This window comes from Flavobacterium sp. (genome assembly GCF_035292545.1).
GTDB lineage: Bacteria > Bacteroidota > Bacteroidia > Flavobacteriales > Flavobacteriaceae > Flavobacterium.
Map to the genome: position 1 here is coordinate 88,026 of NZ_DATDPV010000014.1, position 14,845 is coordinate 102,870.

The 14,845-nt window shown below is 36.6% G+C and carries 17 protein-coding genes; 1 reads left to right on the top strand and 16 read right to left on the bottom strand.

Features of this window, described 5'->3' with window-relative positions; translation table 11 throughout:
- Positions 1-2 precede the first annotated feature (2 nt).
- From VI621_RS02205 to VI621_RS02280, 16 genes are all read right to left on the bottom strand, one after another.
- Positions 3-617 carry a 3-oxoacyl-ACP synthase gene (locus VI621_RS02205; protein WP_324216760.1) on the bottom strand — a complete coding sequence of 205 codons (615 nt, stop codon included), beginning with the start codon at positions 615-617 and terminating at the stop codon, positions 3-5.
- 2 nt (positions 618-619) lie between these two features.
- Positions 620-1,756 carry a beta-ketoacyl synthase N-terminal-like domain-containing protein gene (locus tag VI621_RS02210; RefSeq protein ID WP_324216761.1) on the bottom strand — a complete coding sequence of 379 codons (1,137 nt, stop codon included), beginning with the start codon at positions 1,754-1,756 and terminating at the stop codon, positions 620-622.
- A 140-nt stretch (positions 1,757-1,896) separates the two neighbouring features.
- Positions 1,897-2,346 (bottom strand): acyl-CoA thioesterase, encoded by a 450-nt coding sequence (locus VI621_RS02215; RefSeq protein ID WP_324216762.1) that lies wholly within the window; start codon positions 2,344-2,346, stop codon positions 1,897-1,899.
- Positions 2,321-3,604 carry an ABC transporter permease gene (locus VI621_RS02220; RefSeq protein WP_324216763.1) on the bottom strand — a complete coding sequence of 428 codons (1,284 nt, stop codon included), beginning with the start codon at positions 3,602-3,604 and terminating at the stop codon, positions 2,321-2,323. The genes VI621_RS02215 and VI621_RS02220 overlap by 26 nt, the downstream gene beginning before the upstream one ends.
- On the bottom strand, positions 3,594-4,292 hold the full coding sequence (locus VI621_RS02225) for an ABC transporter ATP-binding protein (protein WP_324216813.1): 699 nt from the start codon (positions 4,290-4,292) through the stop codon (positions 3,594-3,596). The genes VI621_RS02220 and VI621_RS02225 overlap by 11 nt, the downstream gene beginning before the upstream one ends.
- Positions 4,293-4,356: 64 nt before the next feature.
- Positions 4,357-5,355 carry a BtrH N-terminal domain-containing protein gene (locus tag VI621_RS02230; protein ID WP_324216764.1) on the bottom strand — a complete coding sequence of 333 codons (999 nt, stop codon included), beginning with the start codon at positions 5,353-5,355 and terminating at the stop codon, positions 4,357-4,359.
- Positions 5,355-5,759: a hypothetical protein gene (locus tag VI621_RS02235; RefSeq protein WP_324216765.1), complete on the bottom strand. Its 405-nt coding sequence runs from the start codon at positions 5,757-5,759 to the stop codon at positions 5,355-5,357. Before VI621_RS02235 ends, VI621_RS02230 begins: the two co-directional genes overlap by 1 nt.
- Positions 5,756-6,220, bottom strand: coding sequence for an ABC transporter permease (locus VI621_RS02240; RefSeq protein WP_324216766.1), 465 nt, complete (start codon positions 6,218-6,220; stop codon positions 5,756-5,758). Before VI621_RS02240 ends, VI621_RS02235 begins: the two co-directional genes overlap by 4 nt.
- A gap of 6 nt (positions 6,221-6,226) precedes the next feature.
- A complete protein-coding gene (locus VI621_RS02245) occupies positions 6,227-6,661 on the bottom strand; it encodes a hypothetical protein (RefSeq protein WP_324216767.1) in 435 nt (144 codons plus the stop codon).
- A gap of 5 nt (positions 6,662-6,666) precedes the next feature.
- Complete coding sequence (locus VI621_RS02250) at positions 6,667-7,800, bottom strand: beta-ketoacyl-ACP synthase III (RefSeq protein WP_324216768.1); 1,134 nt, start codon at positions 7,798-7,800, stop codon at positions 6,667-6,669.
- A gap of 11 nt (positions 7,801-7,811) precedes the next feature.
- Positions 7,812-8,720 (bottom strand): dialkylrecorsinol condensing enzyme DarA, encoded by a 909-nt coding sequence (locus tag VI621_RS02255; RefSeq protein ID WP_324216769.1) that lies wholly within the window; start codon positions 8,718-8,720, stop codon positions 7,812-7,814.
- A 116-nt stretch (positions 8,721-8,836) separates the two neighbouring features.
- Complete coding sequence (locus tag VI621_RS02260; RefSeq protein ID WP_324216770.1) at positions 8,837-9,712, bottom strand: lipid A biosynthesis acyltransferase; 876 nt, start codon at positions 9,710-9,712, stop codon at positions 8,837-8,839.
- Positions 9,713-9,716: 4 nt separating this feature from the next.
- Positions 9,717-9,968: an acyl carrier protein gene (locus VI621_RS02265; RefSeq protein WP_324216771.1), complete on the bottom strand. Its 252-nt coding sequence runs from the start codon at positions 9,966-9,968 to the stop codon at positions 9,717-9,719.
- 9 nt (positions 9,969-9,977) lie between these two features.
- A complete protein-coding gene (locus VI621_RS02270; protein WP_324216772.1) occupies positions 9,978-11,198 on the bottom strand; it encodes a beta-ketoacyl-[acyl-carrier-protein] synthase family protein in 1,221 nt (406 codons plus the stop codon).
- Between the two features lie 14 nt (positions 11,199-11,212).
- A complete protein-coding gene (gene fabG, locus VI621_RS02275) occupies positions 11,213-11,944 on the bottom strand; it encodes a 3-oxoacyl-ACP reductase FabG (RefSeq protein ID WP_324216773.1) in 732 nt (243 codons plus the stop codon).
- A 64-nt stretch (positions 11,945-12,008) separates the two neighbouring features.
- Positions 12,009-13,529, bottom strand: coding sequence for an aromatic amino acid ammonia-lyase (locus VI621_RS02280; protein WP_324216774.1), 1,521 nt, complete (start codon positions 13,527-13,529; stop codon positions 12,009-12,011).
- A gap of 206 nt (positions 13,530-13,735) precedes the next feature.
- Between VI621_RS02280 and VI621_RS02285 the strand changes: the two genes are divergently transcribed.
- Positions 13,736-14,818 (top strand): class I SAM-dependent methyltransferase, encoded by a 1,083-nt coding sequence (locus tag VI621_RS02285; protein WP_324216775.1) that lies wholly within the window; start codon positions 13,736-13,738, stop codon positions 14,816-14,818.
- The last annotated feature ends 27 nt before the right edge of the window (positions 14,819-14,845 follow it).

Here is a 14,845-nt window from a genome sequence, read left to right on the forward strand (position 1 = left end):
AATTATTGATTATATATTGTATTTACTACTTGTTCGTTATGTTCTAATTTGCCTTGTTGTTCCACTAAATAAACCACTGCTTTGTACCTTTCCTGATAATATTCTACCCAGCCACAAAGGACTTTTTCCGCTTTTTGTGTTTCCAAAAGATGATTCGCATATTGGGTCATAAACTCGATATTGAATTCATCAAAAACAAAAAAAGCATTCTCTGATTGCAGTTGGTGTTTGATGCTGATTTCGCCAATGCAAATGTTGGGCAAGGTATAAACAAAAACCGCAGGACTCGGAAAATATTCTTCTTTATTCGCAATGGAATTTTGATATTTCACATCGGTATCCAAACTCGACGATTGATTGGCAAAAACCAATGCGATATCATTTGCTGAATCCGGTTTTACCACTTCTCTTAAAATCATTTCAGCCGATAAAAAAGCCAATTTACTCAAATTATCCATTTTAAAAAATTTGGGATAATCAATCTCAAAATTTTTATAGGCACTTTTTATAAATTCCGGAAATGAAGTACCACTCAATTCATATCGCTTTTCACCATTGAAGAAAACGGCATTGTTTTCAATGACGCAATAGTTTGATATGTGATTTTTTGTCTCCAATATTAATTTACTTTTTCAAATAAAACGGCCGTATTACAACCTCCAAAACCGGATGCTGTTTTTAGGAAATACTTAATTTCACTTTCTTTATTGGCTTCAATTATATTGATTGATTGCGAAACGCCTGATTCTTTATATCCTTTTGATTCAATCAATTGATTTTGTCGGGCAGATGCTATCGCGATTACCGTTTCTAAAAGTCCCGAAGCGCCTAAGGTATGTCCGTAATATCCTTTCAGACTATTCACCGGAACGTTTTGCAATCCCAATCTGTTGAATGCGATGGCTTCCATTTCGTCGTTGAATAAAGTGGCGGTGCCATGTGCTGAAATATAATCTATTTTTGCTTTATCGATGTTGGCTTCCTTGAAAGCGCTTTCGATGCTTCTGAACAAACCTTCGCCGGTTCGTGATGGCCCTGAAATGTGGTTGGCATCATTTATGGCGCCGTCACCGATGACTTTTATAACACCGCTTTTTATAGTTGACTTATTTGAAGTCATATAAACCGCTGCGGTGGCTTCGCCCAACGTCACTCCGTTTCTAGCTGCATCGTAAGGTTTACATGGTGTTTCGCTCATGGCCTGGAAGGAATTAAATCCTGACAAAACAAATTCGGAAACCTCATCGCCCGCTACAACAAACGCATCGTCATAAACTCCCGATTGTATCATGCGTTTGGCGACTGCGATGGCTAAAATTCCAGAAACACAGGCGTTGGAAACCACAATCGGTTCTGTTGTGAATCCGAAAAACGAACTTATTTTTTTGGCTAAAGCCGATAAATGTGCAGCTTCAACCGGATTGTTTCCATTTTCTAACAAACTGATATTTCCTTTTGTGGTGGATAAAAGAAAAGCGGTTTTTGAAGTTATATTTTGTTTTGCAACAATTGGCGCTAAAGCCAAAAGGAGCATTTTTTCTAATTTGGTGAAATGAGTATCCGTTGAAATTTTGGTGAAAGCGGTATTTAATGCTTCGGAATTAATGATTGCTGAGTAAAACGAATTACTCATCATTTCATTTTCATGCAGCTGGATTCCTGAGAGTCCTTTGGAAAGGGCCTCCATGTTAGAATCCACATCAAAACCTAATGGTGTGATGCAGTTGGTCTGCGTGATGAATACTTCTTTTTGCATTTCTATTATTTATTGGCAATCCAATGATTTGTCTTTTAGCCCCGACAGCAGCGGTATCCTTTTTCTGGCTTCTTTAGCCAGGAAAAGATTTAGCGGATGGCGGGAATTGCATTGCTAAATATGCCCGAGCCTTTCGCTTCTTATTTTAACAAACCTACTTTTCGTCTCCATTCTTCAAAAAACGTAGGGAAATTTAATACTAAATCGCCTTTTGCATCTAAAAAAACCTGTACAGTTTCGCCTGTGCAAGCGATTTCGTTATTGGCATCGTAGATTTTATATCTGAAAATCATTTTTGCCGCCGGTGTATCTACAATCGTGGTTTCTATTCGTACCACATCGCCATAACGCAACGACAGCTTGTGCTCGCAAACGGATTTTACGATGGGCGTGGTATATCCATAATGGTTTACGTCCAGATAGGAAATGCCGTGTTCGCGACCAAAGGCTTCTCTTCCGTCTTCGAAATAAGTGATATAATAGCCATGCCAAACGATGCCGAGCGGATCGGTTTCGTTAAATCGTACCCGTATTTCATGGGACACGGTGAGTTGCGAGGCTTCGTTATACTGCTCTTTTCTTCTTATCATACAACAATGCTATGGTTATGGTTCCAATGAAAAACAAAAATAGTAACGCTATTTCGGGCAAGATAGCTGAAAATGTGGCGTTTCGCAAAAGCACATCATAAAATGCGTTTAATCCCCAATTCATTGGCGAAGATTGAGCAATGATTTGCATTACTCTAGGCATTGCAAAAACCGGAACCCAAACGCCTCCAACGGCTGCCAAAATGATCGTGGCGGTTGCCCCAAAAGGTGCCGATTGTTCCTGTGTTTTGGCAATTGTTCCCAATAAAATTCCGAAGCCAATCGCCGCAAAACCTGAAAACAAAGCGACAATGCTCGTTAGAATCAATTTGCCTTCAATATGAAGCGACGGCAAACCCAAATGCGGAAACAAAAATACCGCAACAGCCACCATCATATAAAATTGCATCATGCAGATGATTAAATACGTCACTGTTTTTCCGCCTAAAACAATCAGGCTCGAAACTGGATTGGTTCGCAAACGAACAAAAGTTCCCTGTGTTTTTTCTTTTACTATATTAATGGACAACGGAATGACAATAAAGAAAATGGCAAATAGTGTCCAGGCTGGGACATTATGCTGCACGGAATTTGGAATAATTTCCCTGTCATTTACTTTAGGGACGATTTCCTTGAAAGTGATAAAACTTTTTTGCTCAAAACTAGCACTGTTTTCACCCAATTGATCTTGGAAAGCTGTATAAATAGAATGTGTTTCTATCTGCGAAATCATTTTGTCTATAGAACTCATCACCGCATTCTTGAACGTCATTTGTACCGCGGGATCAAAATAAAGCTTCACTTCTTTTTGATCAAAAATTTTTGAATTTTCTTTTTTGGCCAAAGTATCGGTCATTCCTAAACTGCTGACAATTTTCTCTACGTTCTGGTCAATCTTGTTTTGTAAATCCAGACTCAAATTTTTTGGAATAACAATCGCCAATTGATATTTTCCTGAAAAAACGGCTTTTCTGGCCTGTATTTCGGTAAGGGTTTCGTCATCAATTTTTGTGACAACGCTAAAAATATCGCTTTTTGATAAATTCTCATAAACCGTTTTCGAAACTTTTCCTTTGTCATTATCAACCAAAAGAATTGGAATTTTGGCATCGCTTATGGTTTTGAAAGTATTGTCCTGGATTAAAGTAACCGTAATTATCAGGAACAAAGGCATTATAAATAAAATAACCACACCGCCCAAATCTCTTTTGAGCAGCAGGTATTCTTTATAGACCGACATGAATAGTTTATATATCATCTCTCAAATCTTTTCCTGTTAATGAAATAAAAACGTCCTCGAGGTTTTTGGCATTGGGCGTGGTTGCAATCAAATCAGCCGGTGTGCCTTGCGCGTAAATTGTCCCCCGGTCTAAAATCACGATGTCTGTACAAAAATCCTGTGCTTCAGATAAATGATGCGAAGTATAAATTATGGTTGTGCCGTTTTTGTTTAATTGTTTCAAATAAGCAATGATGGCATTTTTAGAATGCACGTCAACCCCGACCGTTGGTTCGTCCAGAAAGAGGACTTTTGGGTTGTGCAAAATTCCTGCTATCAGGTTGATGCGGCGTTTCATTCCTCCTGAAAAGGTTTCGATTCTTTTGTCGGCAAATTTTAATAATCCAAGAAAATCCAGACTTTTGATTATTTTCTCTTTCAGATCATCGCCTTTTAAACCACACATGCTTCCAAAATACATTAGGTTTTCTCTTGCGGTTAATGTTGGATATAAGGCATATTCCTGTGGCACTACACCAATAATCTTCTTTATTTCGCCTGAATTTTTAGAGTAGGTCAGGCCATCGATTGTAAAACTTCCGGAAGTAGGTTTGATTAATCCGCAAAGCATGGAGATCAATGTGGTTTTACCGGCACCGTTCGGCCCTAATAGTCCAAAAATATCACCTTCCTTAATTGTCAGCGTAAAGTCATTCAAAGAATACATTTCGGCATCTTTGTATTTTTTTGAAAGGGATGATATTTGGATAATTGGTTTCAAAACAGGCATTTTAGCTAATTGCTTTTTTTAATTCCTTGAAAAACACTTCTTCTTTATTGGCAATGTTCAAAAGCTGGTCGGCGATTGTATTATAGGCATTAGCCTGTGTGCTTCGATTTTTATAAATTCGGGACGCTTCTACGGCAAAATCTCTCCATAAATCGCCAATCGCGGTCATTTCCAGCGACAATTCTTTCAGTTTGCCGTTTTCTACAACAACCGAAGCTTCTTGCAAAAATGCAGCATAAATAAATCGGAAGCCTCCGCCTCCGGTTCCTATTTCTTCCTGCATTCTCACCATTTGAGCCAAATAATGATTCGCTTTTTTGGTTCCGTGTTTAACTGGCCATTTCCTGATTTGTCTGGATACCATTTTAATTCCCCGAACACCAATAATCGGCATTGGAGCCAGCATATCACGACAGGTATTTTTGATTCCTTTGATGATGGCACTTTTCAAATCGACTGTTTCAGGAATTTGAATCGGGTAATACATTTGTCCTCTTGGCGCAAAAGCCCCTTTGGCAAAACGCACTTTATTGAGTTCTTCGTGTGTCAATGTGGTAACAGTTTCCATAACCGGATCGCTGATTAGATAATCGGTTTCCGTTTTGCCATACACCACCAGATTATGCGCATTGAAATGAAACCTATATTCATCCGGAAAATAGGTCAGGTTATAAACACCAACCTGTAATCCTGTGGGAATATTATTTTTTAAATTTTCGTCTAAAGCCTTAGTGGCATTGGCAATACTTGAAAATTTTTGGCGCTTTATTTTTAACCCCAATCGTTTTGCCAATTTATTGAAAATTTGTCCCGGCATCGGCCTGTAACTGGTCGCTGGCGCATAATTGATTTTTAGAAATGGCAAATAAACGAAGAAAAGACCGGAGCCAATTCCAAAAACCATTGGTTCGCTAATATTCAAACCATTGAATTTTAATAAATTGGAGGCCACCCCATTTTCGCAATGAGCAGATTGATGATGTGTAAAATTAGTTTCCATTAATCTGTTTTAAAATTTCTTAATTCGGCAATTGAAATAGCAAAAGTTTCAGCATATTTCTGTAAGATTTTATCGCTTAATCCCGCGAACACTTTGGGTTTAAAATGTCTTTTCACGCGCCATTGCCACATTCCGACATAGCTGGATAATGTGGAAATGTCCATTCTGTTCAATTCCATAAAATAAAAGATTGGGCTTGATTTCCCCCTTTTTATTTGCTCTTTTGCAATAGCAACGCGTTCTTTAATTTCTTCGATAGAATTAGAAAGCGCAATGGTTTTTGGCTCCCAACCGGTACTTAAAGCGGTAGTATAATTTCCATTCTCATCGGTTGCATAAACCAATTCTTTCATGTTTTTATTTGAAAGATTTCCTATATCCTGTGGTACTTCTTCTTTTTTCATCTATTTCCTTCTCGAATAAATAAATTAATTTCTGCTTCAAAAAGCATTGTTGAATCATGAAAAGTCGTGCATAACATGGTGCAAACACTATAATCCTCAAAGTCAAAACGAGAATCAAGAGTGGCACTCGTTTGAATGGCTTCTCCCACTTTAGGCAACTGATATACTTTTAATTTCTTAATGCCGCTGATGAAACCAATTACATTTACATTGTCTTTTTTTCCATCATTTTCATCAATATAATACGATTTGCCAACGATTGCTGAACAGGTTTGAGCCGCATTTTCGATTAAGCCTATTTCTGCAAAAATATTATTTTCTACAAACAGCGTGTCTTCTTTAATTTCGAAAATCGTTTTTACTTCCAGTTCACTGAGTTCCAAAATAAAATCAACCATAAGCATCGGCGCGCGATGAGGCAGATAGTTTTGAATCTCAATGGTGTTTTCGTAATGCTGCATATTTATTTAGTTTGCCAAAACGGTTTTCATTTGACTGCGGGCAATTTCTTTATCATTTAATTTTACAACAATATCCACTAAAGTAACGCCCATAAATTCATGGAGAATCGTTACGGTGGTTTCGATTTCTTCGCCCAATTTTGGTAATTGTAAAATTTCGATTGTTTTTATAGCTCCAATATAACCCGTAGGCGCTGGTTCCTGCTTTAAAAAATATTCATAACCGGTGTATAATGCCACCGATTGCGCCATGTGTTCAATTAAGCCTGCTTCCTGAAAAATCCCGTCTTTTACAAAGATGTTATTTTCCGGAACCGTAAATCCAGCCGTTATTTCATTTTCTGAAAACATCAAAAGCTTGTCCACCATTACAAATGGGAATTTTTGCGGAATCAAATTTTCCACAAAATCTTTATCAAATATTGAATTGGAATCACTCACAGAATTTAGCAAACCGTTAAATAGGCTAGTGCATAAGAAAATCTGCCACTTTCCGGTATAGCAAGCAATATTGTATCTCCTTTTTTCAAACGGCCTGAATTCATTAATTCTTCCAGCATTAAAAAAGCGGAAGCAGCACCAACATTACCAACATCTTTCAAGTTTATAAACCATTTTTCTTTTGGCAAATCAATACCTATTTCTGTTAGCCTATTTAACAATCTGTCTTCAAAATAATAGGAAGAAATATGAGGCATCAAATATGTTACATCTTCTGGTTTAACATTATTTTTTTCTAATGCCATTTTTATACAATCCGCTCCCTTTACAATTATATTTACATCTAAAAGTTTAACATCTTGCTTTATTGAAAAAACAGATTGTTCTAACCATTCATCCGTCTTATAATCAGACCAAGGTTTAATATCTCCGTTTTCTAATTTGTCTCCACCGGCATACATACAGGTTTCTAATTCGTGTGCAAAAGAATACGCTTCCATCCACTCTATTTTTAATGGAGTTTTTCCTTTTGGTTCATTATCCAATAAAAAGGCAGATGCACCATCTGACAACATAAAACGTAAAAAATCCTTTTTGAAAGCAAGTATGGGTTGCTCTTCGAGTGCTTCTAAATTGACAACCTCATATTCGAACCGGTCTGCAAGCAACATGGACGAAAATCGCTCTGAACCTGTACAAACTGCCGTTTTAGAATTTCCGGAACGTACTGATAAAAAACCAAACTTCAGCGCATTCATACCAGCATTACAAACACCTGCTGATGAATTTAATTCTACTGATTTGTTTTTAAAAAATCCATGAACCATGGAAGCATGAGAAGGCAACAAGTAATCCGGCGATGAAGTTCCACAAGACAAAACTTCTAAATCATCTTTTGTAAAATCATCGTCAAATAAAGCCTCAATTGCGTTGAAAGTCATTTCAGCATTGGTGTGTGTGGCTTTTCCGTTTTTATCTAAGGCATAATAGCGAGAAGTAATCTTATTATTTCTTAAAATCAAGCTTTTTACTTTTGAAACTGTATTGTTGATTAAGCCCAAATAAGATTCCATTTCATCATTAGAAATAACTTTATTGGGTAAAAATTTACTTGTCTTTGTTATATAAACATCAAACATATTCTTTAATTTTAAATTACTATTCCTTTATAGTACGATTTTTCTTTCTTTATTTTATTTAGCATCAATGGATAAAAAATTAGGTAAAACACAAACACTATTGGTGAGATTACCCATATTGCAACAAACAAATACACTTTAAAAACTTTGAGCCATGTTTTTCTTGACTCTCCTTTTTTAATGATAAAATTGGACCACATTTTAAAAATCTTGTTTCCTGTTCTATCTACAGTAATTAGAAATGGTTTAATTCTCACGGCATCAAGTTCCACTAATTTGGATTGTAAATTCTCCAAATTATTATCCTTTAAACCTGAAAGAATAGCTTCCCCGAATTTTGATGATTCTTCAATGTCTTTATCTGAAACCCCCGGCAATGGAAAAATCCCTAAATATTTTCTTTTAATTCCTGAAAGCATCCAGTCAAATATAGTGACAACGCTAATTAAATTTCCGGCTCGATCAACCAAAGCGATATTTCCTTTGAGTTGAGCGTTGTTTTGTTTTAGCAAAAATTTGATTTTTTCCTGAGCCATGATCCACATATTTCTGGATCCGCTGATAGTTATAACCGGTGTATTATTTAAAAGTATTTTAGCTTCCGGGCTTTTTAAAAATGAATTTACAGGGATGGAAGGAGACAAATACCAAACTTGATAATTCAACAGAATCAGGTCAAATTTTGTATTTAAAATTTCAGGAGAAATTGGTTTTAAAGTTGTTGGGATTTGCAAAAAAGATTCCGGAAAAACATCAAAAAAATCCTCGTTATTCCATGGGAAAGGAAAGGGTTTTTCCATCTGAATTTCATGAAATACAACAGTAATCTCATTCGAATTCAAAAGTGGCTTTGCAATGTTTTTTGCAATGGATTCCAATTGCCCTGATTGAGAATAATAAACAACAAGGACACTTTTCATTTTTTGGTATTTAAAAAAACAAATCTAATAAAAAAAATGTAATTTATCCTAATAGCTGAATTCTATTAACATTTTCAAGTAAAAAATCGAATACGGAAAGGAAAAAGTTGTTAATTTTAAAATTTATTCCAAAAATCAAAATAATTGAACCATTGCAATGGATATTTTTTCAATATGGATTCCACACTTTCGATATACGCATTCAGCAATCCTTTTTCATCACGATGTTTGGTGTTTGCTTCGGTTGCAACCAGGTGGTAATGCAAATTGGCTTCTTTCATCACGTAAACGAAAACCACGGGAACCTGCAATCTTGAAGCGATTAAAAAAGGTCCTGCCGGAAAATTTGCTTCTTCTCCTAAAAGCGGAGCTGACAGACATTTTACCCCTTCAAAATATCGATCGCCCGTAAAACAAATTAATTCGTTGTTGGATAGTGCATTATTGATATCGTAAATGTGTGATAAATCATTTTTTACGATGATAAATTTGATTTTTGATTTGGTGGAAACACTTTCTAGATATTCCTTGATAACCGAATGTTCATTATCCGTGGTCACTAAATTGATTTGGCAATTCAGATCTATTTCACCAAAAAAATGTTCCGCGATTTCAAAATTTCCGATGTGTGCGCTAATTAAAACGCCTCCCTTTTTTTCGGCCAGCAATTTGAATAAAATCTCTTCACCATCAAATTCATAGGTGAATTTATTTCGTAAACCCGCTGAAATAGCCATTTTGTCAATTATGGTTTGCCCAAAAGTATAATAGCTTCGGAACACCATTATTTTCGACTTTAGAAACGAATAGTTAAGCCGATTTCTGAAGTAATAAAAAATGGACTGATTGCTTTTTTTCAGGAATAAAAAATAATAGGAAGCTACAAAATAGAGCACAACATACGCCGCCCTTATTCCTAACTTCCTAATACAAAAAATAAATATTTTATAGCCTAACAGTGTTCCTCTAGATTTTCCGTCCCACTCACTCATCAGGTTATCCCTTTGCTTTTATTTTGTTTTCTATTAAATCATAGAAATCCTGGAAAGATGCGATTCCAACGAAATCGGCTTCTCCCAGTTTTACTTTAAAATTCATTTCCACCGTTACCACTAAATCAACATAGTCTAAACTGTCTAGTCCTAAAGTATCTTTTAAGTTCGCTTCCGGAGTAATTGTATCACCATCTACTTCAAATTCCTCTATTAAGAAACCGTTAATTGTTTCTATCATTTCTGTCTTATTCATCTCTGAAAATTATACTTTTTTAACTATTAATGCTGAATTGGTCCCTCCGAATCCGAAGGAATTCGACAAAAATATATCAATTTTTTTATTTATGGTGCTCGTAACCAGATTTAATTTTTTTGAGTCTTCATCCGGATTTTCCAAATTAATGTTTGGTGCGACGAAAGAATGTTGCATCATCAATGTCGAATAAATCACTTCACTCGCTCCCGCCATCCAGCATTCATGCCCTGTCATTGATTTTGTGGAACTCACTGGCGGATTGCTTTCGCCGAAAATTTCGAAAATTGCTTTAGCCTCATTCGCATCGCCAACTGGTGTTGATGTCGCATGGGCGTTGATATAATCGATAGCGCTTGGCTGTAAACCGGCTTGGTCCAAAGCGCGTCTCATTGCTGTTGCCGGTCCTTCGACATTTGGTGTTGATATGTGTCCGCCATTCGATGAAAAACCATAGCCAATAACTTCGGCAACAATGGGTGCACCACGTTTTATGGCCGACTCGTAACTTTCTAAAATTAAGGTTGCCCCGCCACCGCTTGGCACTAATCCGTCTCTGGACGCGTCAAATGGTCGGGATGCTTTGGTAGGATTGGCTTCATTGGGAGAAAAAACGCCCAAACCGTCAAAACTACTCATCGCGTATTTATTGATTTCTTGTGCACCGCCACAAATTACGGTGTCTTGTAGTCCATTCTTGATCAGAAAATAACCCAATCCAACCGAATGCGAACCACTGGCACAAGCGGCACTTACGGTAAGGTTAATGCCTCGTAACCTGAAGATTGTGGAAAGATTCATGGTTACGGTGGAGTTCATCGATTTAAAAATCGCTCCGGAGCCTATTAATGCCGTGTCTTTTTTTTCTCTGATGATATCATTCGCTTCCACAACCGCCATGGAAACGCTATCGTTTCCGTAAAGGATTCCGACTTCATTCTCATCGAAAAAACTTTCCTCGATTTTAGCATTTTTCAGGGCTTCGATGGTCGCCATATAGGCAAATTCCGTTTCTTCGCCCATGCTGATTCGTTGTCTTCTGCTGAGTAAATTTTTTAAATCCGGTTTTGGCACCATACCTGTTAAAGCAGAGCGAAAACCAAATTCTTTTCTTTCTTCGTCATATATTATTCCTGACTTTCCTTCATATAAAGATTGTTTTACCTCCTCTAATGAAGTGCCAATACAAGAATAAATTCCCATTCCAGTAATTACTACTCTTCTATCCATTTTTTAAACTAAAGTTATGAATATATTCCGCCATTTATGTTGATGATTTCACCGGTGATATAGCTTGCTTTTTTTGAAACTAAAAAGCTAACCAAATCGGCTACTTCATCGGCTTCGCCAAAACGATTTGCCGGCACCATTTTTATTAATTCTTTTTCGTCTAATTGACTCGTCATATCCGTACGGATAAAACCAGGAGCTACCGCATTTACGGTAATTTTTCGTTTTGCCACTTCTTGCGCCAACGCTTTGGTTGCAGCCACTACAGCTCCTTTTGCCGCTGAATAATTGGTTTGTCCCGCAGTTCCTTTTACGCCGGAAAGCGAAACCATATTCACGATACGACCATATTTATTACGCAGCATTTTTTGGATAAAAAAATTCGTCACGTTGAAAAATCCGTTCAAACTGGTGTTGATTACATCGCTCCAATCGGTTGGTGTCATCCACATGAATAATCCGTCTTTGTTAATTCCGGCATTGTTTACGATTACTTCTACAATAGCTTCAGGGTTTGCTTCCTCCCATTTTGCTAATGCGGTTTTTACTTCTTCAAAATCAGAAACATTAAACTGGATAATTTCTCCGGTTGCTCCTCTTTTGATTACTTCTTCCAATGTTTTTTCGGCCGCTTCTTTATTGGCTTGGTAATTAATCAAAATATGATAACTGCTGTCTTCCGCTAATTTTTGACAAATCGCGCTTCCGATACCTCTTGAACCACCTGTTACTAATGCACATTTCATACGTTATTCCTATTGTTCTTATTCCTAAAAATAAGATATGTTTTTTATTTGTAACTATTTTATATTACTCGGCCATCAGGTACTCTTTCACTTTTTGAATGAAAGGATACATCACTTGGTCTTCTTTGAATTCCGGGATAATGGCTCTTACCTCATCGTACATTTTTCGGGTAACCGAAGATACTTCGTCTTTATAACCCAAAGCATCTATCGCCTGAACAATCGTTATCAACTCAATGCTCAACACTTCGAAGGCATTTTCGATTACTTTTCCTGTAATTACTGCCGCATTGGTTCCCATACTCACAATATCCTGATTGTCATTGTTATTCGGAATGCTGTGCACATACATGGAATTGGACAACATTTGATTTTCTGCTGTGGTTGATGTGGCGGTAAATTGAACGCCCTGCATCCCAAAATTGAATCCTAATGTTCCTAAATTCACAAACGGAGGCAAGATTTCGTTGAGTTTTGAATTCAATAAATAATTCAACTGGCGTTCCGCCAACATCGTTAATTTGGTGACAACCAACTTTAATTTATCCATTTCCAAAGAAATATAATCGCCGTGGAAATTTCCGCCGTGATACACGTGTTGGTTTTTTACATCCACAATCGGATTGTCGTTTGCCGAGTTGATTTCGTTTTCTAAAACTTCCGCAACCTTTTTAACTGTATCAAAAACAGGACCTAAAATTTGTGGAACACAACGTAAAGAATAATATTCCTGCACTTTTTCCTTAAAAACATCTTCGGTATTTTCGCCCGTATATAAATGATCTTCTCTTTTTCGTACTAATTTACTGTCAGTCAAATTTTCGCGCATGCGTTGCGCAACTTCCTGCTGACCAAAATGACGCTTTGTATTGTTTAATTCCGCAGATAAATGATCATCATACGCCTGAACGATTTCGTTAATCGCACAAGAACATTTGATGGACCAATCCAATAATTTTTCGGCATGATGGACATTGACAATTCCGATTCCTGTCATAACGGAAGTTCCGTTCATTAAGGCTAATCCTTCACGAATTTCGACTTGAATCGGCTGAAGATTTTCAATTTCGAAAACTTCTTTTGTTGCTCTTCTTTCCCCTTTGTAAAAAACTTCGCCTTCGCCAATTAAGACTAATGCCAAATGGGCCAACTGAACCAAGTCGCCACTGGCACCAACACCGCCATGTTCAAAAATTAAAGGCGTTATGTCTTTATTAATCAATGCAGCCATTAGATGGATTACCGAAGGATGAACTCCGGAATTCCCTAAAGAGAGCGTATTTAAACGGGCCAATATTGCCGATTTTACGCAAACTGCACTTAATGGTTTTCCGGTTCCTGAGGAATGGCTTCGAATCAGGTTGTATTGCAATTGTAAACGATCTTCGTCTTTAATACGGTATTGTGCCATCGGCCCAAAACCAGTATTTACACCGTAAATGACTTTGTTTTCTGAAAATTCTTTTAAAAAATCAAAGCTTTCATTTACCCGTTTTGCAACGGTATCGCTAATAGTTACCTCATCATTCTTAAAAACAATAGCTTCAAAATCATTTAAGCTTAAATATTCATTTATTGTGCCCATTCAACAGTGTTATTTTTTAACAGAATTATATGCTAAGTCTGCTTTTTTATTTAAAAATTATGTGGTTAATTTGAACTCGCAAATGTAATACAATATCATTAAGTATAGAAAAGCAAGCCTATTATTTATAACAGATTAGGTTAAATCTTACCTATATGATCTAATTTCAACACGAAGAGGTTTGTGTATTAAACAAAAAACAAAAAATGAAGGAAGCAGTAGGAATGAAGGATTATGGTTCTGATAAAAAAAATGTGGTACAAGCAAATTTAGATGCACAGAAAATTGCTTTTGCTCCCATTATGTTCCAAGCAGCGAAAGCACTTAGAAATTTAGGAATTTTAGAATATCTTTTCGAAAAAAATAAAGCCAGTATCGAAACCATTGCCGAAGCATTGAAATTATCTGTTTACGGCGTAAAAGTACTGTTAGAAGCAGGCTTAAGTTTAGAAATGGTTTATTTGAAAGACAATGAATTTATTCTAACAAAAACAGGTTATTTTATTTTGAGAGATAAAATGACTAATGTCAATATGGATTTTACACAGGACGTAAATTATCTTGCCATCAATCACCTCGAAGCATCCATTGTAAATGGAAAACCGGAAGGATTGAAAGAATTGGGAAATTGGGATACCGTTTATGAAGGATTATCTGAACTACCGGAAAAAATTAAAAAAAGTTGGTTTGAATTCGATCATTTTTATTCCGATTATACTTTCCCGGAAATAATGCCGATTTTATTTAACAATCATCCTAAGACTTTTTTGGATGTTGGCGGAAACACCGGAAAATTTTCGATGCAATGTGCGCAATACGATCCAACGGTAAAAATAACTATTTTAGATTTACCGGGACAAACCAAAGTAGCACGAAAAAACATTGCAGAAGCCGGTTTCAGTGACAGAATCACAGCTATCGACACCAATCTACTGAATAACGAGATTCCTTTTCCAAAAGGAAACGACATTATTTGGATGAGTCAATTTATAGATTGTTTTTCTCTGGACGAAATCTATGGTCTTTTCAGAAGAGCCCATGATGCAATGAGTGAAGATGCCAGTTTTTATATTTTGGAAACCTTTTGGGATTTACAGAAATTCCAGGCTTCTACCTATAGCTTGCATGCTACTTCTTTATATTTTACCGCTGTCGCAAATGGTAACAGTCAAATGTTTCATTCACAGGATATTTTACAAGTGATTGAGAAAGCTGGCTTTGTTGTTGCAGAAATGCACGAAATCATCGGAATGAGTCACACCCTTATCAAGTGTAAAAAAGCTTCATAAGGCGTAAATCATAAAAATAAAAATCTT

Coding starts and splice junctions, on each gene's coding strand:
- VI621_RS02210 (WP_324216761.1), bottom strand. CDS start 1,756: ATGCAAAAAGAAGTATTCATCACGCAGACCAACTGCATCACACCATTA.
- VI621_RS02215 (WP_324216762.1), bottom strand. CDS start 2,346: ATGATAAGAAGAAAAGAGCAGTATAACGAAGCCTCGCAACTCACCGTG.
- VI621_RS02220 (WP_324216763.1), bottom strand. CDS start 3,604: ATGATATATAAACTATTCATGTCGGTCTATAAAGAATACCTGCTGCTC.
- VI621_RS02225 (WP_324216813.1), bottom strand. CDS start 4,292: ATGTATTCTTTGAATGACTTTACGCTGACAATTAAGGAAGGTGATATT.
- VI621_RS02230 (WP_324216764.1), bottom strand. CDS start 5,355: ATGGAAACTAATTTTACACATCATCAATCTGCTCATTGCGAAAATGGG.
- VI621_RS02235 (WP_324216765.1), bottom strand. CDS start 5,759: ATGAAAAAAGAAGAAGTACCACAGGATATAGGAAATCTTTCAAATAAA.
- VI621_RS02240 (WP_324216766.1), bottom strand. CDS start 6,220: ATGCAGCATTACGAAAACACCATTGAGATTCAAAACTATCTGCCTCAT.
- VI621_RS02250 (WP_324216768.1), bottom strand. CDS start 7,800: ATGTTTGATGTTTATATAACAAAGACAAGTAAATTTTTACCCAATAAA.
- VI621_RS02255 (WP_324216769.1), bottom strand. CDS start 8,720: ATGAAAAGTGTCCTTGTTGTTTATTATTCTCAATCAGGGCAATTGGAA.
- VI621_RS02260 (WP_324216770.1), bottom strand. CDS start 9,712: ATGAGTGAGTGGGACGGAAAATCTAGAGGAACACTGTTAGGCTATAAA.
- VI621_RS02265 (WP_324216771.1), bottom strand. CDS start 9,968: ATGAATAAGACAGAAATGATAGAAACAATTAACGGTTTCTTAATAGAG.
- VI621_RS02270 (WP_324216772.1), bottom strand. CDS start 11,198: ATGGATAGAAGAGTAGTAATTACTGGAATGGGAATTTATTCTTGTATT.
- fabG (WP_324216773.1), bottom strand. CDS start 11,944: ATGAAATGTGCATTAGTAACAGGTGGTTCAAGAGGTATCGGAAGCGCG.
- VI621_RS02280 (WP_324216774.1), bottom strand. CDS start 13,529: ATGGGCACAATAAATGAATATTTAAGCTTAAATGATTTTGAAGCTATT.
- VI621_RS02285 (WP_324216775.1), top strand. CDS start 13,736: ATGAAGGAAGCAGTAGGAATGAAGGATTATGGTTCTGATAAAAAAAAT.